20 protein-coding genes are annotated in these 18,731 nt (G+C 48.1%); 8 read left to right on the top strand and 12 right to left on the bottom strand.

Annotated features, from left to right (window positions below):
• Positions 1-158 precede the first annotated feature (158 nt).
• From K365_RS0103680 to K365_RS0103695, 4 genes are all read right to left on the bottom strand, one after another.
• The gene (locus K365_RS0103680; protein WP_024333569.1) at positions 159-371 is read right to left on the bottom strand and encodes a hypothetical protein; all 213 of its coding nucleotides are present in this window, start codon (positions 369-371) and stop codon (positions 159-161) included.
• A gap of 133 nt (positions 372-504) precedes the next feature.
• The gene (gene istB, locus K365_RS0103685; protein ID WP_029724919.1) at positions 505-1,248 is read right to left on the bottom strand and encodes an IS21-like element helper ATPase IstB; all 744 of its coding nucleotides are present in this window, start codon (positions 1,246-1,248) and stop codon (positions 505-507) included.
• On the bottom strand, positions 1,245-2,501 hold the full coding sequence (gene istA / locus K365_RS0103690) for an IS21 family transposase (protein WP_024333570.1): 1,257 nt from the start codon (positions 2,499-2,501) through the stop codon (positions 1,245-1,247). Before istA ends, istB begins: the two co-directional genes overlap by 4 nt.
• 811 nt (positions 2,502-3,312) lie before the next feature.
• Positions 3,313-3,906 carry a YceI family protein gene (locus K365_RS0103695; RefSeq protein WP_024333571.1) on the bottom strand — a complete coding sequence of 198 codons (594 nt, stop codon included), beginning with the start codon at positions 3,904-3,906 and terminating at the stop codon, positions 3,313-3,315.
• Between the two features lie 488 nt (positions 3,907-4,394).
• Here K365_RS0103695 and K365_RS29310 point away from each other — a divergent pair, with 488 nt between their 5' ends.
• From K365_RS29310 to K365_RS0103710, 3 genes are read left to right on the top strand one after another with little or no spacing between them, the layout of a single operon-like run.
• Entirely contained in the window at positions 4,395-4,523 is a 129-nt protein-coding gene (locus K365_RS29310) for a hypothetical protein (protein WP_353740163.1), read from the top strand.
• Position 4,524: 1 nt separating this feature from the next.
• A complete protein-coding gene (locus K365_RS29615; protein ID WP_492207308.1) occupies positions 4,525-4,710 on the top strand; it encodes a hypothetical protein in 186 nt (61 codons plus the stop codon).
• The gene (locus K365_RS0103710) at positions 4,707-4,919 is read left to right on the top strand and encodes a type II toxin-antitoxin system HicB family antitoxin (protein WP_006963952.1); all 213 of its coding nucleotides are present in this window, start codon (positions 4,707-4,709) and stop codon (positions 4,917-4,919) included. Before K365_RS29615 ends, K365_RS0103710 begins: the two co-directional genes overlap by 4 nt.
• A 177-nt stretch (positions 4,920-5,096) precedes the next feature.
• Here the strand turns inward: K365_RS0103710 and K365_RS0103715 are convergent, their stop codons facing one another.
• From K365_RS0103715 to K365_RS26325, 8 genes are all read right to left on the bottom strand, one after another.
• Positions 5,097-6,395 carry a TRAP transporter large permease gene (locus K365_RS0103715; protein ID WP_024333573.1) on the bottom strand — a complete coding sequence of 433 codons (1,299 nt, stop codon included), beginning with the start codon at positions 6,393-6,395 and terminating at the stop codon, positions 5,097-5,099.
• Positions 6,392-6,925 carry a TRAP transporter small permease gene (locus tag K365_RS0103720; protein WP_024333574.1) on the bottom strand — a complete coding sequence of 178 codons (534 nt, stop codon included), beginning with the start codon at positions 6,923-6,925 and terminating at the stop codon, positions 6,392-6,394. Before K365_RS0103720 ends, K365_RS0103715 begins: the two co-directional genes overlap by 4 nt.
• Positions 6,916-7,581 carry a flavin reductase family protein gene (locus K365_RS0103725; RefSeq protein ID WP_024333575.1) on the bottom strand — a complete coding sequence of 222 codons (666 nt, stop codon included), beginning with the start codon at positions 7,579-7,581 and terminating at the stop codon, positions 6,916-6,918. Before K365_RS0103725 ends, K365_RS0103720 begins: the two co-directional genes overlap by 10 nt.
• 120 nt (positions 7,582-7,701) lie before the next feature.
• Positions 7,702-8,715: a TRAP transporter substrate-binding protein gene (locus K365_RS0103730; RefSeq protein WP_029724921.1), complete on the bottom strand. Its 1,014-nt coding sequence runs from the start codon at positions 8,713-8,715 to the stop codon at positions 7,702-7,704.
• A gap of 282 nt (positions 8,716-8,997) precedes the next feature.
• Positions 8,998-9,594 (bottom strand): TetR/AcrR family transcriptional regulator, encoded by a 597-nt coding sequence (locus K365_RS0103735; protein WP_024333577.1) that lies wholly within the window; start codon positions 9,592-9,594, stop codon positions 8,998-9,000.
• A 127-nt stretch (positions 9,595-9,721) separates the two neighbouring features.
• On the bottom strand, positions 9,722-10,150 hold the full coding sequence (locus K365_RS0103740) for a hotdog fold thioesterase (protein WP_024333578.1): 429 nt from the start codon (positions 10,148-10,150) through the stop codon (positions 9,722-9,724).
• A gap of 98 nt (positions 10,151-10,248) precedes the next feature.
• On the bottom strand, positions 10,249-11,484 hold the full coding sequence (locus K365_RS0103745) for an MFS transporter (protein ID WP_024333579.1): 1,236 nt from the start codon (positions 11,482-11,484) through the stop codon (positions 10,249-10,251).
• A 91-nt stretch (positions 11,485-11,575) separates the two neighbouring features.
• Positions 11,576-12,439 (bottom strand): rhomboid family intramembrane serine protease, encoded by an 864-nt coding sequence (locus tag K365_RS26325; protein ID WP_024333580.1) that lies wholly within the window; start codon positions 12,437-12,439, stop codon positions 11,576-11,578.
• 1,173 nt (positions 12,440-13,612) lie between these two features.
• Between K365_RS26325 and K365_RS0103760 the strand changes: the two genes are divergently transcribed.
• The 5 genes from K365_RS0103760 to K365_RS0103780 all read left to right on the top strand — a co-directional run bounded on the left by K365_RS0103760 (position 13,613) and on the right by K365_RS0103780 (position 18,658).
• Complete coding sequence (locus K365_RS0103760; RefSeq protein WP_024333582.1) at positions 13,613-14,281, top strand: GntR family transcriptional regulator; 669 nt, start codon at positions 13,613-13,615, stop codon at positions 14,279-14,281.
• A 214-nt stretch (positions 14,282-14,495) separates the two neighbouring features.
• A complete protein-coding gene (locus K365_RS0103765) occupies positions 14,496-15,932 on the top strand; it encodes an FAD-binding oxidoreductase (RefSeq protein WP_024333583.1) in 1,437 nt (478 codons plus the stop codon).
• Positions 15,919-16,248, top strand: a complete 330-nt coding sequence (locus K365_RS0103770) for a 4Fe-4S dicluster domain-containing protein (protein WP_024333584.1) — start codon at positions 15,919-15,921, stop codon at positions 16,246-16,248. The genes K365_RS0103765 and K365_RS0103770 overlap by 14 nt, the downstream gene beginning before the upstream one ends.
• A 2-nt stretch (positions 16,249-16,250) precedes the next feature.
• Positions 16,251-17,261 (top strand): (Fe-S)-binding protein, encoded by a 1,011-nt coding sequence (locus K365_RS0103775; protein ID WP_169432923.1) that lies wholly within the window; start codon positions 16,251-16,253, stop codon positions 17,259-17,261.
• A gap of 149 nt (positions 17,262-17,410) precedes the next feature.
• Positions 17,411-18,658: a LeuA family protein gene (locus K365_RS0103780; protein WP_024333586.1), complete on the top strand. Its 1,248-nt coding sequence runs from the start codon at positions 17,411-17,413 to the stop codon at positions 18,656-18,658.
• Positions 18,659-18,731 lie beyond the last annotated feature (73 nt).

The following is an 18,731-nucleotide window of genomic DNA, read 5'->3' on the forward strand; positions in this document are numbered from 1 at the left end:
ACTGTTCGCCAAATCGCTGAAAGAACTTCAGGGATCTGTTCGACACCTGTTGCGTGATTCAAAATCTGAAGAGAAAAAGATTTAACAGGCGCTGCTGTCAAGGGTCACGAGAAATTGAGCCATTTATGGTCATCAAAAATGAGCCACACCGATTCATTTTATAAATCTCCTTTGCCTTTTTTTGTTATGGGATCATGATATTTAAAACCGGCGTCGATCAATATATATTCCAGCATTATTCCGACTTCACCTCTCTTTTTGAGTTCATCAAGCATCCACTTTTGTATACGGGCATTGACATGAACCCGTTTCAAGTGTGGTGGTAGTTTTGGCTTTGGTTTTCCCCTGTATCCTCCACGGTTTTCTACCATATGCACACCTCCTAATGGTAAGACGATCGCTGAAGATTACCGATATTAGGGCATTTTAGATAATTGTGCCCCGTTTTACAAAAATACAGGGCCATATTCGATGTGACTTTAGCCCCTTCCTTACTGCCCGCATTCATGCTTTTTTGCCTTTCAGTCTGTAACTGTTACCCTTAATATTAATGACGGCGCTGTGGTGAAGCAGTCGATCGAGGATGGCAGTCACGATGATCGGGTCATGGAACAGTTCTGTCCAGTCTCCGAATGCCTTATTTGACGTGATAATGGTGCTGCTCTTCTCGTACCGGTTAGCAATAAAACGAAAGAACAAATTGCACTCTTCCCGTGTGATAGGTGTGTAACCCACTTCATCCACAACGACCAGGGAGGATTTATAGTACCCACGGCCCTTACCCGGCTTTCCAGCTTCGTGATCCTTTCGCAGCTTGATAATCAGATCCTCCATGTTGGTAAAATAGATACTCATGCCGGACTGACACGCTTTCAGCGCAAGGGATACCGCAAGATGCGTCTTTCCCACACCGGGAGGGCCAAGGAAAATTACATTGCCTTTCTCACGGATAAAACTTAAGTCAAAAAGTCCCATGATTTTCTGTTTATCCAGGCCGGGTTGGAAGGCGAAGTCAAACTCATCTATGCTTTTGATATACGGTAGTCCTGATATTTTTAGTGCAGTTTCGATGCGGCGCTGCTCTTTTGCCGCCACTTCCTCTTCGAGCAGTTCATCGAGAAAAGACAGATAGCTTTTTCCCTGTTCCTCGGCCGTCTTGGCAAGGCCGCCTAAAACTTCATAAATCCGGGGGAGCTTTAATCGGGTGAGGTTGGATTCAATGCGATCCATTACAAGGGTATTACTCATGCAAACACCTCCTGCAGTATTTCTTCATATGCAGAGATGGAACGGACCTCAACATCCATGTCATATTGGGGTTTCTGGGGACTGATCGTCTGCTTTGCCCGTCCCTTACTTTTCTGGGCATGGTGATATTTGCGCCGATTCATGTCCATGTCTTTTTTTAAGGCTTCGTAGAATCTCTTCTTCTGGACCAGATTTCCCTTTGTTGATGGGATGTCATAGGTAACTACCAGCCAACTATTTTGAAAAATGCGTAGCTGTCCATCTTTCGAGCGAAGGATGACCTGTTCTCCTACCAGGGTGTGGGGGACGACATAGCGGTTTCCATGAAAGTGGACAGTGCAGTCTTTATACACCTGCCGGTAAATACGATATGAGGTATCAAACGGCTGCGGAGGCAGTGCATTTAAATGTGGCTGCTCCCGCTTAAACCGGGCGCTGACTTTTTCATGGGTGGTGCCATGGATCCGTTCATCCTTTTTTAAAATCCAAGACCAGAGGTCTTTGTTGGCCCTGATTAAGTTGACAAAACCGTATCCTCGCCAGAACCCTTCCCGGATGAAGGTATAAGGACGTTCAACCTTCCCTTTAACCCAAGCAGCATAAGCAGGGGCTACTTTGGGAACGAATCCGTAATGAACGGCAAATCCTATCAGGGTAGAGTTAAATTTGTCCTTTCCAGCCAGCTTGGCGATATACACATTTTTCATGCGATCATAGAGTATCTGATCCGGGACGCCGACGAAGTACTCAAAGGCGTGTATATGGCAGTCTAGAAAGCTTGGCATGTCGCATCGTTCGATCAACTCTGTATAGATTCTCCGGGAATATCCCAGAATCATTGAAAACAGGTACAGCTTTCTGACACTGCCATCGGGAAGTTCAACCTGAAATTCTCCGAAATCCACCTGGGCCTGGTGACCGGGTTCTGTCTCAAATCGCATGTAGGCAATTTTCTGTTTTTGTTTCTTGAGTTTACCGACCTTTCGCTTCACTGTTTCATAACTGCCGGCATAGCCTTGGTTGACAAGGCGGTCATAAATCCAGGTGGCGGTGTAATATTCGTCTTCATCAAGCCAAGCTGTGATGGTACCGTGATAAGGATCAAGAATGCTCGTGCGATGATATGGCTTTGGATTTTTCAAGCAGCTTTCCGGGGCTTCAAGGTATTTTTTGACGGTGTTACGGCTTATGCCCAGGCGCCGGGCTATGGCCCGCTGGGTCAAGCCGAACCTGTGCAGATCCAGTATGTCCAAAATGGTCTCCTTTTTTTCATAAACTCTCCACGATTGTCCCGGGTAAATGCAGCAACATATGCATTTACTCGGGAAGTTGAACAAGGGGGATTGAAAAAAGATCCCCCTTGTTCAATTCCCTAGTGGCTCAGTTTCAAATGACCATTTTTGGCTCAATTTAACATGACCATCGACAGCTGCCTGTCATATCTTTCCCGGGGAAACCCCAGTCACTGCCTGAGGAATTTGGTCTGGCCTGAATTTCATAAACATTGTCTGAGATATTGCGGTTAAGCAAGTCAAAATAGTTGCCCCTGATGGGAATTCTCAAGGTGGATGAACGTCGACTCTATGAACGTGAAAACAGCGGGTGGTTATTGGTCAAGCTCAATACACTGGGTAGAGAATTAAGTCGGCATTAATGGGAAGTATTTTAGTTTTTGAAAATGATACACACTGTGTGGCAAATTGAGCCGATCTCACTGGGTGGCGTTTTTTAATTTTTCGAAAACATTTGGCTTTAGTCCAATGGGAAGATGTCTCGGACAATAAGGAAAAGGTTCGGTGAAAGGGTTCGGAGTAACCAGGCTATTGTCAAGCGGATGGATTCTGGCGGGACCAGTACCAGAAAACTACCCAGGAACAGTGAACCTAAAGGCTGGATGCGCCTGTATGGGTTGGTAGATGGTTGGTAGATAGGTTGTCAGAAAATCAGATGAAATTCTGTAAATCAAGGGTGCAGCCTGAGCAGCTTGAAATGGATAAACAAGCGGCATTGGTAAACAATTTCCGCCATGTCCGGGAATAACTCACGTACCACCGGGGCAGGTTATTACGGGGTGCGCAGCGCCTCCACGGAAATGGTGATATCGACCACATCCCCCACCACCCCCATTTTGAAAAATTTGCCGTCTCCCACGCCAAAGGCCAGGCGGTCAAGGGAAAATGCCGTGTCAAATCCGGCCACCATCTGTTTTTTGTCAACGGGTGACGGGGCCGTGCCGTGAAAAACAAACGGGATATTCATATTTTTGGCCGTGTCCTTGATTGTCATGGTGCCGGCAACCTCATAGGTATTGCCCTGTTTATGGGTGATTTTTGAAGAGGTAAAGGTCATGACCGGGTATTTGTCTGCGGCAAAAAAATCATCGGACCGCAGATGGGTGTCCCGCTTGGCAATGGCTGTGTTGATGGTTTTGACCTGAACGGTGAAGTCAAATTTGCTTTGGTCCAGGTGTTCCGGGTCAAAACGGATGGTGCCGTCAAAGTCGGGAAAATATCCGAACACCGTGGAAAAAATATGTTTGATCCTGAACTGAATAGTGGAATGGTTGGCATCAATGGTCCAGTTGTTTCCCCAGGCCGGGGTCCAGGTGGTGATGGAAAGTATGAGTACCAGAAAACCGGTGATGGTAAAGCGTTTCATGATGACCTCCTTGATTGAATTTCATTTTCAGGGAATCCGGATTGCGGATGTAACAGCAGGAAAAGGTTTGTTTGTTTTGAAAAAATAAGGCGGATTTTTGGAAAGTCCATATAGAGATCACGCCGCTGCAATTATCACCGGAGGACAGGCCGGGTTCGGTCGATGGTTCCGCTGCCGGCCTCATTTCAATGTTGTAATGCCTGGAATTATGGATCACCGGCAAATTGACAACCAGTCAAGTGGCTGATATTATCAAAACAATGAATAAATATTCTTGATGTGGTTAAAGAATCCCGGGCACGGACTACTGAACAAAACAGATTCTGGCAAACGGATAAGTTTGAGCTGCAGCTTTCATGCAGACCGACAGTTTAGAGTTCATGGACCAAGGAAGGGTGCTTTTTTTTAATAAGTAGGAGTGCTGAAAGAGTAAATCAATTCTGACCGGTTATATTGACAGCGCATTACCCAAAGCCGAATATGACAAATTGGATGATGGTACTTTTTTGGGTCGGATACCCGGATGTAAAGGGGGGACAACGGAAAATGGGGAAATACGACAAATTAATTTTTCAGATCTTGCGTGGCACAAGCGATGCAAATATTTCTTTCTCTGATTTGATTACTCTTTTCCAACATTTTGGGTTTGAAATGCGTGTCAAAGGCAGTCACCATATTTTCAGAAAAAAAGGCATTGAGGAGAAGCCAAATTTACAAAAAGAAGGAAATAAGGCAAAACCATATCAAGTCAAACAGGTACGAAACATTATTCTCAAGTATAAATTGGGGGGTGAAGATCGATGAATAAATATGAAATTATAATCCACTGGAGTGATGAAGATCAGGCATTTTTGGCCGATATTCCCGAGCTTCCAGGCTGCATGGCGCATGGTGATACATATGAATCCGCATTAGCTAATATTAAATCAGCCATGGATTTATGGATTAAAACGGCTAAGGAATTTAATGATCCTATCCCAGCACCTAAAGGCCGTCGTCTTGCCTTTGCATAGGCATTCACCGAACCCTGTCGCTTCACCTGATCCCGAGGGGCCTGGCGGCCCTCGGCTCAGGTGTTTTTTTGTTGACTCCAGTGTAATTCATGATTTTTTAGACAAAATGAAACTCCACGTTTAGATTTGTCTCTATTATGCTGGATCCAAAAACGTTCATGCTCGGAATTCAGCTTGTCATAACAGTCCCGGCAGGAACAGCGCGATCTGCGGAAAGATCATCAGCAGGCCGTTGCAGATGATCAGGGCCAGCAGAAAAGGCAACACGCCCCGGAAGATGGCTTCCAGCGGGATGTCCTTGGACACGCCGTACACCACATACACATTGATGCCCACGGGCGGGGTGATTACCCCCATTTCCGCGATGAGCACGATGATGACCCCGAACCAGATGGGATCAAAGCCCAGGGCCTGGGCCACGGGGAAAAAGATGGGAACCGTGAGCATGATCAGGGCGAATCCGTCCATGAAGCATCCGCCCACAAGATAGATCATGATGATCACCATCATGATCAGCATGGGGTGGAGAGGCAGGGCCGCCACCCAGTTGGACAGGTCAAAGGGGATCCGGGTCACGGCCATGAAATGACCGAACACCGTGGCCCCTGCCACGATTACCATGACCATGCAGCTCAGCCGTGTGGTGTCGGCAATGGCTTTGAAAAAATGTTTCAAAGAGAGCTGGCGGCGGACTACCGACAAAAGCAGGGTGAAAAACGCGCCCACGGCGGCGGCTTCCGTGGGGGTGAACACACCGGAGAAAAGCCCGCCCATGACGGATCCGAAAATCAGCAAAGCCTCGAGCACGCCGGTGAGAGATTTGATTTTCTGGATCCAGGTGGTTTTGGGACCGGCCGGTGCCAGGGCCGGGTTGCGCCGGACCTGCAAATGAATGGCGGCAACGAACAGCAGGGCCAGCAGAATGCCCGGCAGGATCCCGGCCATAAAAAGACTGCCGATGGACTGCTCCGTGAGGATGCCGTACACAATGAAAATGGTGGAAGGCGGAATCAGAATGCCCAGGCTGCCGGCCGCGGCCACGGTCCCGGCGGCCAGCCCCATGTCATACTTGAACCGCTTCATTTCCGGGATGCTCACGGTGGCCATGGTGGCGGCCGTGGCATTGGTGGACCCGGAGATGGCGGCAAATCCGGCGCAGGCGGCCACGCTGGCCATGGCCAGCCCCCCGGGACGGGCCCCGATGAGCACATAGGCGGCATCGTACAGGCGCCGGCTGATCCCTGAATAAAAAGAGATCTGGCCCATGAACATGAACAGCGGGATCACGGTGAGGCTGTGGCTGGAAAACATCTCGAAAAAATCCTTGGCCAGGATGTTTAACCCCGGTCCCCATCCTTTGACATAGCTGAATCCCAGAAATCCGATCAGGCCCATCACAAATCCCACGGGCATTTTGGAAAACAGCATGATCAGCAGGACAATGATGCCGATCACACCAATGGCTGTCAGACTCATAAAGAAACCACCTTTTTCATGTTTTTGATTATTGCGATCAGATATACCAGGGCGACGACCAGGCTGGAGAAGGCCATCAAGTAAACAAAGGGATGATATGGCAGCTGCATGGTCATGGACACCTCTCCGCTTTCCTTGAGCTTGCCGGCATAGACCACACTGCGCCAGGCCAGGATGCTAAACAGGCTCAAGGAGGCCGTGTCTGTGAACATTTTCATCCACAACTGACCTTTTTTCGACAGCAGCCGCACCACCAGGCTCACGGCCACATGTCCCGATTCCAGGGTGGTGTGGGCCATGGCAAAGGCGGCGGCAATGGCACCGCACATGGCCACCAGGTCATAGGTGCCGGGTACGGGGCGCCAGGATGCCAGAAATTCCCACCCGAATTTGCTGTACATGGTGACGCAGAACCGCATGAATACGTCCAGCGTGGTGATCATCATCATGGCCACAATGGCCATACCGGCAAAAAAATACATCAACCGGGCCACCCGGTGGATGTTGTTTTCAATAGGTGTTATCTGCATGGGGCAGCCGCTCCTTCCAATCCGGAACTCAAATCTTTGTTGTCTCCCGGAATGATCATCTCAAACCGGTTGTCGACCACGGTGTAATCATAATATCCCAGCCGTCCGATGGGTTTGATTTTGGGGATATCTATTTTGCCGTCTTCGGCAATAAATTCGTCCTTGATGTGGACCGCCACCACCTGTCCGATGATGATATCCACAGTACCCATGGTGCCGGTGCCCGGAAGCCGCAGGGTCTGATGGTAGCGGCATTCCATGTGAATGGGGGATTCCGCCACCCGGAAGGGCTTGACCTGCGTTGACAGGGCTTTGGTGACCCCGGCCAGGTCAAACTCATCCACACCGGGAGCCGTTTCCTGTGCGGAGCGGTTCATGGCATCCCTTAAATCCCAGGTGGCCATGTTATACACGAATTCCCCGGTCTGTTCCGCGTTCACTGTGGTGTCTTTTCTTTTGCCAAGGGTGTTCTGATTGGCGGCGAACATCACATAAGGCGGGTCAAAGGTCAGATTCTGGAACTGGCTGTATGGGGCCAGGTTGGAAATCCCTTCAAGAGAAAGGGTGGAGATCCATCCGATGGGCCGGGGTACGACACAGGATTTAAACGGATCATGGGCCAGGCCATGGCGGGTTCTGCCGGGTTCATAATACATATGGCTCCTTTTATCTTGACTGTGCAGGGCCGGCACCCCCGCCGGCCCTGCACAGTCAGATGGTTTTAATGAAACCCTGAATGGATATGAAGGTTTGTTATGCCCATCCGGGCACGGACGTTAATAGGTCTTTACCGCTTCTCTGAGAAAATCCACATAATCCTGGGCCGGCAGCCCTTTTTTCGAGGCCTCTTTGACCCAGGAGTCGATCACCGGGGCCACGGCTGCAGCCCAGCGTTTGTTTTCTTCCGGGGACAAAGAAATGATCTCGTTGCCCAGCTCCAGGGTGAATTCCCGGCCTTCCTGGTCACTGGTATCCCAGGCTTCGCCGTATTTCACTATCCATTCTTTGTTCACCTGCTCGAAAATCGCCTGGATGTCTGCGGGCAGATCCGCCCATTTGTCCTTGTTCATGAAAAGATACAGACCTGATGTGTAACCGATACTGTAGGTTTCCGTGGTGTAGTTGATCACTTCCGCCTGTTTCCAGCCTTTGAGTGCCTCAATGGGAACCAGGGTGGCATTGCAGACCCCTTTTTGCAGGGCTTCATAGGCCTGGTTCTGGGCCATGGCCACGGGGACGGCCCCCAATGCTTCCACCACCTTGACACTGAATCCGTAACACCGGACCTTCATCCCTTTAATATCTTCCAGTTTTCTGATGGGGTCCTTGCTGTGGATGAGACCCGGGCCGTGGGCCGTAAAAAACATCACCTTGATCTTGTCTAGTTCCTTGGGCTGAAATTTTTCGTAAAACGCATTGATGATTTTGGTGGCCTGGATGCCGCTTTTGTATCCCATGGGCAGGTCAATGGCCTCCAAAGCCGGAAATACGCCCCGGCTGTAACCCAGCACGGAAAACCCCATGTCCGTGATACCATCCACAATGGCGCTGTAGGTCTGGGGCGGGGATATCAGGGAACCGCCCGGATAATAAGTCATTTTGACCCGGCCATCCGTACGTTTTTCAATTTCATCGCAGTATTCCTGGCCCAGTTGCCCATGGATGTGGGATGGGGGAAACATGTTGCTGAAACTGATTTCAATGGGTTTTGCCATGGCAGCGGTTGCCGCCAGTGACACGGCCAGGGTGATGGAAAGAATTGATGCAATGATTCCGGTTTTTGACATCATGGTGGTACCCTCCATAGGACGTAAAGGTTAGAAAAGTATTTTACCAAACAAGCGTTAGATTATTTTAACGTTTGTTTGTCATTCCATAGCACGGACAATTTCTGCATGTCAACAAAATAATGATTCCGGTTCAGACAGTTTCCATAGAATTCATCCGGTGACGATTTTGAAGGGGTTTCAGGCAGTCGGTGGCAACGCGGATTATCGGAAATGCCATGTATGGCGTTTCCGATAATTGTCAGATCGGCAGCGTGTGTTAAAAAAATCGGATATGGCCGGATGTCAGCTGAAAGGTGCCCGGCCTTTGCTGGTCAGGCCGAAAACAAAGGTGTTGAAAATTTTTTCGCCCAGGGCTTCGGGTTTGAGATCTCCTTTGGGATCATACCAGCGGTAGATCCAGTTGCACATACCGACCAGGCAGTGGGCATCCACGGCGATATGATCTGTGGGAAGGCCCTGGTCCCGGCAAAAATCGTCCAGCGCGTTTCGCCAGAACACCAGGAATGATCTTTGTTTCTGTTTGACCTGCTCATACCATTCCCCGGTAAGACAGTCATCATCATTGAGAATCAGTTTGCTGCGGAATTTGTCTTTACAATAAGTGTCCACCTGGTACTGGATGTATTTTTTGATCAGCTCAATTGGCGGGACCTGGGTTGCGGCAATTTTTTCAATGCCGGCGAGCATGTCGTCCATATGACTGTCCAGGATCTGGAACAGCAGTTCTTCCTTGCTTTTAAAATAATAATACAGCCCGGCCGTGGTCATGTCCGTGGCTTTGGCAATATCCCGGATGGTGGTTTTGTCATACCCTTTCTGCCACAGGGTCTGGGTGGCGATCCGGTAGATCTCTTTTTTTCTGCGCTCATGTTCTTTCATCTTGTATTTTTTCATGAAAATTATTTAAAGCACAAAAAAACATGTTTGGCAAGCACTTGATAGAATATTTTAACGCTTGTCCGAAATTGTCCAAATCGGATCTGAATTTTTTTTCGATGGGACGGCGTTATTTTTCAGGCACGATCCATTCATCTTTCCGGAATGCCTGGTCCTGGCTTCTGGCAATCAGGGTGCCCGTGTCTTCATTGGTCACGGTGATGTCATACAAAGAGGTGCGCCGGCCGCAGTGAATTTCTGTGGCTTCGGCTTTCAGCCGGTCCCCGGGGAAGCTGGGTTTCAGATAACAGATGCTCACGTTCAGGGCCACGGCCACCCGGCCGTGGGAATTGCAGGCTGCGGCAAACGCCATGTCACTGATGGCAAAGATCACCCCGCCGTGGGTGGTGCCGTGGAAATTGGTCATCGTTTCGGTGACGGTCAGAAATACCCGGCTGCGGCCGGGCGCCACGATTTCCACCGTGGCGCCCAGATGGCGGGCAAACGCGTCTTTTTGAATATGATCCAGCACTTTTTTGTCACAGATGATGTCAGACATGCTTTTCAGATCCTGATGATTTATATGAAAGTGTTAAGTTTTAAGTGGATGGTATCATTATTTGTTGGGGCTCTCAGGCCAGGGGTGTTGTTGGATGGTTACTGGTCGATGGCCGGTTTTTTCAGGTAAAGGGAAAAGATCATGCCGGTAAGGGAAATGGCCCCGGCCACCAGAAACGGGGTGGTCAAAGACTGGGTGGTGTCTGCCAGATATCCGCCCAGGGCCGGGCCGATGGACTGGCCGATGCCGAAGAACAAGGTGATGAATCCCAACCCCGCAGGTGCAAACTTTGGTCCCACAAAATCCCCGGCTGCCGCCGCCATGATGGTGGGAATACTCCAGGCCGTGAGCCCGAACAGGACTGCGGAAATATAAAACCCGGCCTCCACCTTGACCAGGGCATAGACCAGGTACGAGGTTCCCAGCACCAGATAGGCCAGGGCCGCACCTTTTCCCCGGCCGATTTTATCGGAAATGCTGCCCCAGATCACGCCGCAGAAAATGCTCAACCCGCCTACCATGGCCCACAGTCCGCCGGCCCAGGCCTGGCTGTAGCCCATTTCATTCACCAGATAGGCTGCGAAAAACACCATGTAAATGATATAAGACATGCCGTAAAAAAAATACACCACCCCTAAAAACCACAAAGATTTCATTTTATAGACGGCCCCCCAGTCCAGGGAAGAGACCTTGGGTGCCGGCGCTGCTGTGTCCGGGGCCTCTTTCTGGCCCACGGGGGTCAGGCCTTTTTCCGCCGGCTGGTTCCGCAGAAAAATGCCCACCAGCACGGCCACGAAAAGCACCAGAACGCCTAAGATATACCAGGAATAACGCCATCCGTCCGCATTATAGGATTTCAGAATAAACGGGACGATCAGGCCGGACAGAAAAGTGCCCAGTCCGATGCCCCCGGACACGATGCCGGTGGCGAATCCCCGCTTGTGGATGGCAAACCAGGCCGATCCCAGGGCCATGGCCGGCACATAGGCGGCCCCGTTGCCAAGGCCTGTGAAAAGCCGCATGGCAAAGGCAAACCCAAAGGACTCGGCCAGACCGGTGAGGATCATGGTGATGCCCATGAGGGCTAAAGCTGCAGTGATCACGGCCCTTGTGCCGAACCGGGCCGCCAGAAAACCGCCGATAATGGCCATGGACAGGTACCCGATGAAATTGCCCGTGCCCAGAAGGCCCAGCTGGGTGTAGTCAAAAGACAGCCCGTCTTTCATGGCGGGCAGCAGCAGCGTGTAGGCCATCCGGCCGAAGCCGTGGGCAGCCACGGTGGTGAAAAGGCCCATAAAAATCACGATCCATCCGTAATGCAGCTTGTTTTCCATGCGACGCTCCTTTTTTCAAGAAAGTGGCGAAAGATATCGCATCTGTATCAATAAAGCGGGAACGTGTAAAGCAGTTTTACGCGCCTTGTTTTTATTTCATCAGGCCGGCAAAGGCGGCCGACATCAGGATGATAATCGTGATAACCAGGGCCATGGGTTCCCTGAGCCGGAACCGGCAGACTGCTGTCAGGGGAAAAAAGAAAATGCCGGCGAAAAAACCGCACAAAAACCCGAACACATGGGCCCAGACATCCGTGTTTTCGCCATGACTTAAAAACGCCATCAACGTGGCCCCGGCAATGAGGGGCATGATCCGGTCCCGTCGGCGCAAGGGTCCTTTGCGCATCATCTGGAACGCGGCCAGGCCGCCGGCCGCACCCATGACCGCCGTGGACGCGCCGATGGACAAAAGCGCCGTGCCGCGGAATCCGGCATTGATCAAATTGCCGCCCGTGCCGGCAAACAGCACAAACAGCGGCCCGGACCCATACCCGGAAATGCGGATGATCGGCCCGGCAAATAAAAAAATCCCTGCCAGGTTTCCCAGCAGATGGGCCGTATCTGAATGCAGAAACAGGGCTGTGACGGCCCGGTAAGTGTCTCCCTGGAAAATGTACATGCCCGATGATCCATAGGCCAGGATATGTTCCCACCGGGTGCCGGTCGCCTCGATGCCCATATGGATGGCTGCCAGCAGCCCCATGATGATAAAAATCGGGGGGGATACGAATCCGGCAGGTATGGCTGCCGCAGACGATACCGGTTCAAAACCGGACCGGTTTTCCCTGAAATAGGCAGCCACCTGGGATGCTGCCTCGTCTGCCTGGTCTGAAAAGGTTGAAATATCGATGCCGTGAGATCCGGTTGATTTTCTGGCACGGATGTTCTGGGAGGCCAGTATCAGCAGGATCAGATCCGCATCCCGGGAGGTCATTCCGGTAAAAATACGTTTCATTTTATCCGGATTCTGTGGTAAAGGCGAAGACATGATGAACAGTTTATCCCAAGTTCAGGAGAAATAAAAGCATGCAGATCATACCAAATCCACCGCCTATTTTTTTTAGTCCAGTATAGAAACCCTGGTCCTGTGGGCCAGGTCAGAGTACAAAGGCTTTGCTATTTGTACGACTCGCTGTTACTCAATGATCGAGTTGTCCCCACAATAAATGATCAAGGAGTAACAGATGAGCCGATTTCGAAAGTTATCACAAACGATCTGGAATTATGTGTATCAGAATTTTATTTTATAGTTCCGGTCATATGACTTGATACTTATTTTTTTATCGAGAGCGGCATCATCCCTTTAAAATTTGTCTTCAACGTCACGCATTTTCCTGATCAAACCAGAGCAGTTTTTAGCCGTTACCTTATTAAAAGTATTTTCAAGCTGAAGAATCAAATTGTCCATTGTGAAATTTCAATTTCGAGCGATTTCATTTTTTACTATCCCCAAGCAAGTCTCCCCCTGATGCGGGTCAACCACTTTTATTATCTGATCACGCTGATAAAAATTCATCGGCACTGTCCAAAGATCCTTTCAAATGGTTGCTCTGGAATTATAAGGCAAACAAATCGTAGATCCATCTTGACAGCCGAAGAATATTAAAAGACCCTCCCCGGCTCAAAAAAATATCGTTACACACGCTTACCAAAGGGACACGTCTGTCTTGCCCAAGTCCGACCAATCAAACGAGGTAGGGCTGGCGCATTGGCTGAGTTCGGCGCCAAGATTTCAGCAAGCCTGGCTGATCTTATCGTTGAATAAGTTTGCACAACGCTTCGATAGCAAAACATGGCGGCAAAGTCTGCAAAGGTTATCCAGTCTCATTCCGATGGGCTTCAATGCTCGGCTAAAGGAAAAATCAGCCAGTGGGATGCAAATGAACCGGGTCATATTTAAAGCCTGTGCATATGAAGCCGATTTGTGAAAGACAGAACCCTCGGCTGACAAAAGATGACATACAAAGCATACATTAAAATTATAAAAAAATTACAAACAATGGAAATATTTTCTTGACAATTGTCGACAAACGACTTAAGGATTAGTGTAATTTAAAAATAACCCTACGATTGTAAAAATAAAATACCATCGAGTCGTAAAGAGGGGAACATACATAAGGATAAATAAATGGAAATTGTCAGTGTAACGGAAAGCCTTGTACAACACCTCAGAGAACAAATAATTGCAGGTGTTTTTGAGCCTGGGCAGCGCCTTAGCGAAGTGGAATTGTCATCTAAATTCGGCACGAGCCGTTCCCCTTTACGTGAGGCATTCCGGGTTTTGGTCAGTGAACATTTGGTCGATTTTCGGCCTAGGAAAGGAACTTTCGTTACAGATATATCCGTTCAGAACTGCAAGGAAATCTATGAAGCAAGAGAAATGCTGGAGTGTTTTTCAATCAGCCAGTTGAAATTAAAAAAAATCAGGAAATTACCGAAAGTTGCTCATGCTCTTGAATTGGCTTCAAAATTAAAAATGCCGAAGACTCAAGATCCGACTGAAAAATTTGTCTATTTAAAAAAAATAGCCGATTTTCATATCAAACTTGTCGAATCGATAGGCAATTCAAGGTTAAACGCTTTTCACATGGCCATTTTTCCCAGTCTTGCCAGGTATCAGTCCTTTTATGTATTTATCGAAGGGTTAATGGAAGAGTCACAATATGCGCACCAGGAAATTTTAGATCTCATCGAAGACGGAAATTATTCCAAAGCAAGTGAAGTGATTCGTCAGCATATCCGATTCTGGCCCAACTTGATAACTAAAATATTGAACAAAAAAGGAATTTATCAGTAAAAAATTGAAAGCTTTTTTATCATATAAATTGTCCATGGCAAAGACAACCAACACCAATAACTGATTGGAAATAAATGATTAAAAAAAAGCACAAATATTTATTTTATAAAATAATGTCGACAAACAACAAACGACAAATGTACAATTTTTATACATAGCGCCATCTATCATAGTTATGGGGTAACCCACTAATGTTAAAAAAAGGGGTGACTTTATGAGTTTTGAAAAAAAGATTATTGCTGATCTGGAAAAGATAGTGGGCAAAGAAAATACGTCCGGAGAAATCTTTGACAGAATCGGCTATGGGCAGGATGCGGCTAATCCTGATTTGGATCCGGAGAAAATTCCGATCGCTGTGGTAAAACCAACCACGACCGAGGCAGTTTCAGGTGTCCTTAAGTATGCAAATAATAATAAAATTCCTGTCTATGTTCACGGTGCAGGTACTGCTTTCAAGGGCTCTCCCAAGCCAAAACGGCCCGGAAGTATCCTTTTGAGTACCCATGAACTTAACACTATAGAATCCCATGAAGAAGATATGTATTTTGAACTGGGATCCGGTGTGAATATATATGAACTTGAAAAGGTTTTAACCAGCAAGGGGTATTTTCTCCCCATGTGTATTGGCAGTAAATTTGCCTCTACCATCGGCGGGGCGGTCTCCATCAACACCATCGGTCATATGGTTGATATCTGCGTTGGCAAAATCATTGATTATGTCATGGGTGTGGAAGCTGTTCTGCCCAACGGTGAAATTGTTGATACCGGGACAAAAAGTATTCGGCGGCCGGCTGGGCTAGATATGACTCGATATTTTGTTGGTGGCGAAGGGCTGTTCGGTGTGATTACCAAGCTTCGTCTTCGCGTGGCTCCGGAGCAGAAAAAAGGCTACGTGGTGGGCTTTTTTCCAGAATTGAACGACGTGGCCCATGCTTTTCAAAAATATTACCAGAAAAAAATGCCGCCCCCGCTTTACGGTGAAGTAATAGACAAAGTGGCGGCGCAGGCACCCTTTGAACTTCGAGGATTAGGCATACCCAAAGGTCACATGGCCTTGGCAATCAACGTCAGTCATTCCCAGCGGGAAGCCGATGAGCTTGCCGAGGAAACGGTCCGGATTTTTAAAAGCGAAAATGCCGTTGATGCTTATGTAGTTACAGACCCAAAAGAACAAAGGGACTTATGGGATGCCCGGGATAATATTTTGAATATCCTACAGGCATCTGATGGGGAAGATCGCCTTGTACAGGCTGGTGCCGTTGAATCATCGATGCCGCTGAGCCATTTGGACGATGTGTTTGACTACATGCTAACGGGACACGATTATCAGGAGTTGAAAGAGGCCAACCTGTTTATCTACGGGCATATCGGTACCTGTGACCTTCATGGCATGTGGGTGGTGCCTGTCAGTATGCCACCTGAGAAGCGCCTTAAAATCGCAAAGGCGGCAATTAAACTTGAAAGCGATATCAATATTAAATGGGGATGTGCTTCTGGAGAAGTCGGTCAAACCGCCTCCAGGATAGCCTTTTTCAAAAAACGTTACGGAATGGCGGCCCACAAAATGATGATGGACATGAAAATGGCCGTTGACCCCAACAATATTCTTAATCCGGGAAATCTTGAAGGAGAAGGGTATGAGCAATCCTGATTTGAAACAATTGGAAAAAGAGATAACAGATAATGTTCAAAGGTGCTGGAAGTGTCGGATGTGTGTCGGCATGTGCCCGACCTACGAAGGCTGGGTCACCCAAAGCGCAGCGGGAAGACTGATGGCCATCAACCTTCATATCAAGTACGGTTTAGGCGATCCAAAAACTTTGAGCGATATCCTTTATTCCTGTGCGACATGTCGCCGATGCCAGGAAAGATGCAGGGAGTTATCCACGGATTGCCATCCGGCGGATACGATTCTAAAAGCGCGCCAATACTTGGTCAAGAAGGCCGAATCAACGGAGGATGAATGATTATGGGAAAAGCTTATAAAGAAGTCATTCCTGCTGGCCATATTCAGATAAAGGAAAATGTTCAGCACAAGGATAATCTGACCGGAATATCCGAAAAAAAAGAATTGTGGGCAAAAGATCTGAACCTGTCCCGGGCCGGTGAGTATACTTTTTTTGCCGGATGCGGGTACCAGCAGATTAGATATATTGAAGGAATGGTCGGTGCCCTCAAGAGTGCCGGTAAAATGGGCATGGGTATGGGCAAAGTGGTCGGCATTAGCAAGGCCTTCAGCAAGGTTGGTATCAATTTGACCAATGTTACCGCAAAAGTCACTGTATCAAAGGATGACCCTTATACTCCGGTTTTGGTCAATTCAATCAGTATACTCAGGAAACTTGGCATTGAGCCGGGATATCTGCAGGACAAAGAGCCTTGTTGCGGTTCCCCCATGTATTATGCGGGGTTTGAAGACGATTATGCAAAAAATGCTTATAAGAATTACAAACTGTTTAAGTCAATGAACGTTAAGAAGCTGATCGGTGTGGTTCCGGGATGCACATCAGCGTTAAAGCACGGATACCCGAAATACATCAGCGATTATGACCTGGAAGTATATCACATTCTTGAAATTATCGCTTTACAGCTCAAACAAAATAAGATTCAGCCCTGCATAGAAGAACCCATCAAGGTTGTCTACCACGATCCCTGTCAGCTTTCACGTTATATGGAAATCACGGATGAACCAAGGCAAATTCTGAAAGCAATTGACGGTGTTGAGCTTATGGAACCAGACGAAGAACAGATCGGACGATGGTCGACCTGCTGCGGTGGCGGCAACATAGAAACCACTCACCCTGAGTTATCGGAAAGAATGGGGAAACGGCGGTTTGAAGAATTGATGGAAACCGGAGCTAAGGTAATTATCACCAATTGCCCGGCCTGTGAAATGCAGCTTAACCATACAATTAAAAAGCTGAAAATAGATGTGAAAGTTTTTGATATCTTAAGCCTTCTTGATGATGCTTTGAATTGAAGCAAAAAGGTTTGGAATTCGAGGAACTAAGGATATCTTGAGGCTCTCCAAACGCAGGGCTTCTTTACTATTAATAAATGTGATATAGCAAATTGGTATTTTTGTGTCAGTGATATCGGCACAAAATTGCCGTAAGGAGAAAGTAAAAAATGAGTACTGTAAAAATCACGGAATCCGCAACACCTTGGAAGACCCAAAACTGGCATGTGAGCCAGTGGAATTATCTGGACGAAGTTACTTCAGAATTTCAACCTCCTGAAAAAATAAAAATTCACGACATTACCTTACGTGATGGTGAGCAGCAGGCGGGTGTCATTTTTACAAAGGATGACAAGATTAAAATTGCAGAAAAGCTCGCCGAGATCGGTGTGCACAGGATTGAAGCCGGGATGCCTGCAGTGTCCCCCAATGACGAGAAAGCCATCAGGGAAATCGTTAAACGGAACCTGGGACCGGAAATTTTTTCCTTTTGCCGCTGTATGGTAAAGGATGTTGAGCTTGCATCCGACTGCGGTGTTGACGGAATTGTCATTGAAATTCCGGCAAGCGCCCATCTTATTGAGCAAGGGTACAAATGGCCCATGGAAAAGGCCATTGATCTTTCCATAAAAGCCACAGCCCGCGCAAAGGAATTGGGGTTGTACACGGTCTTTTTTACCATTGACGGCACCCGCAGCGATATGAACTGGCTGCTCAAACTGGTGGACCGGGTTTCAAAAGAAGGACACATGGATGCCTTTACCCTGGTGGATACCTTTGGCGTATTGTCCCCTCAGGCCGCCAGTTACTTTACAAAAAAGGTAATGGAACAGGTGGACAAACCATTGGAAATCCACTTTCATTCGGATTTTGGAATGGGTGTGGCCAACACCATCAATGCGGTCTTAGCAGGAGCCCAAGTGATTCATTCCACGGTTCTTGGAATCGGGGAACGGGCAGGGAATACCCCCATGGAAGAGACCGTCCTGGCCTTGTTGACCCTGTACGGAATAGATACTGGCATTGATTACAGCAAGCTCAATGAACTTTCCAGGCTGGTCAGGAAACTTTCAGGTGTTCAGATACCTGAAAGCCGACCTTTTATCGGGGATAACGCCTATAATATCGAATCCGGGATTCTTGCCGGCTGGTATAAAAATGTTTTTGAAAAAAATCCCACTACCCTTTTTCCTGTTCTGCCTAAGTTTGTAGGTCATGATGCACCTCAAATTCTAATGGGGAAAAAGAGCGGTCTGGACAACATTGAGATCTGGACCAAAAAAATGGGGATTCAACTTGATGAAAAAGCGGCCATGGACGTTCTCATGGAAGTCAAATTAAAGTCCCATGACATGAAACGTCCTATTTCCGAAGAAGAATTTAAAGAAATCGTGAAAAAGGTGGAAGGAGCCGCTTAAATCTTTGGTTTTCAGGTTAGGTTTCAGGAATGGAGTCTTATAAGCGGTCGACACCAACAATCAGAAAGCCTAC

The sequence above is a fragment of the Desulfotignum balticum DSM 7044 genome (genome assembly GCF_000421285.1).
GTDB lineage: Bacteria > Desulfobacterota > Desulfobacteria > Desulfobacterales > Desulfobacteraceae > Desulfotignum > Desulfotignum balticum.

Excerpts from the sequence above, each read along its gene's own strand:
- K365_RS0103775 (WP_169432923.1), top strand. The coding sequence starts at position 16,251 with ATGGGAAAAGCTTATAAAGAAGTCATTCCTGCTGGCCATATTCAGATA.
- K365_RS0103710 (WP_006963952.1), top strand. The coding sequence starts at position 4,707 with ATGAATAAATATGAAATTATAATCCACTGGAGTGATGAAGATCAGGCA.
- K365_RS0103735 (WP_024333577.1), bottom strand. The coding sequence starts at position 9,594 with ATGAAAGAACATGAGCGCAGAAAAAAAGAGATCTACCGGATCGCCACC.
- K365_RS0103740 (WP_024333578.1), bottom strand. The coding sequence starts at position 10,150 with ATGTCTGACATCATCTGTGACAAAAAAGTGCTGGATCATATTCAAAAA.
- K365_RS0103720 (WP_024333574.1), bottom strand. The coding sequence starts at position 6,925 with ATGCAGATAACACCTATTGAAAACAACATCCACCGGGTGGCCCGGTTG.
- K365_RS0103725 (WP_024333575.1), bottom strand. The coding sequence starts at position 7,581 with ATGTATTATGAACCCGGCAGAACCCGCCATGGCCTGGCCCATGATCCG.
- istB (WP_029724919.1), bottom strand. The coding sequence starts at position 1,248 with ATGAGTAATACCCTTGTAATGGATCGCATTGAATCCAACCTCACCCGA.
- K365_RS0103745 (WP_024333579.1), bottom strand. The coding sequence starts at position 11,484 with ATGGAAAACAAGCTGCATTACGGATGGATCGTGATTTTTATGGGCCTT.
- K365_RS26325 (WP_024333580.1), bottom strand. The coding sequence starts at position 12,439 with ATGAAACGTATTTTTACCGGAATGACCTCCCGGGATGCGGATCTGATC.
- K365_RS0103730 (WP_029724921.1), bottom strand. The coding sequence starts at position 8,715 with ATGATGTCAAAAACCGGAATCATTGCATCAATTCTTTCCATCACCCTG.
- K365_RS0103780 (WP_024333586.1), top strand. The coding sequence starts at position 17,411 with ATGAGTACTGTAAAAATCACGGAATCCGCAACACCTTGGAAGACCCAA.
- K365_RS0103770 (WP_024333584.1), top strand. The coding sequence starts at position 15,919 with ATGAGCAATCCTGATTTGAAACAATTGGAAAAAGAGATAACAGATAAT.
- K365_RS0103680 (WP_024333569.1), bottom strand. The coding sequence starts at position 371 with ATGGTAGAAAACCGTGGAGGATACAGGGGAAAACCAAAGCCAAAACTA.
- K365_RS0103695 (WP_024333571.1), bottom strand. The coding sequence starts at position 3,906 with ATGAAACGCTTTACCATCACCGGTTTTCTGGTACTCATACTTTCCATC.
- K365_RS0103715 (WP_024333573.1), bottom strand. The coding sequence starts at position 6,395 with ATGAGTCTGACAGCCATTGGTGTGATCGGCATCATTGTCCTGCTGATC.
- K365_RS0103760 (WP_024333582.1), top strand. The coding sequence starts at position 13,613 with ATGGAAATTGTCAGTGTAACGGAAAGCCTTGTACAACACCTCAGAGAA.
- K365_RS0103765 (WP_024333583.1), top strand. The coding sequence starts at position 14,496 with ATGAGTTTTGAAAAAAAGATTATTGCTGATCTGGAAAAGATAGTGGGC.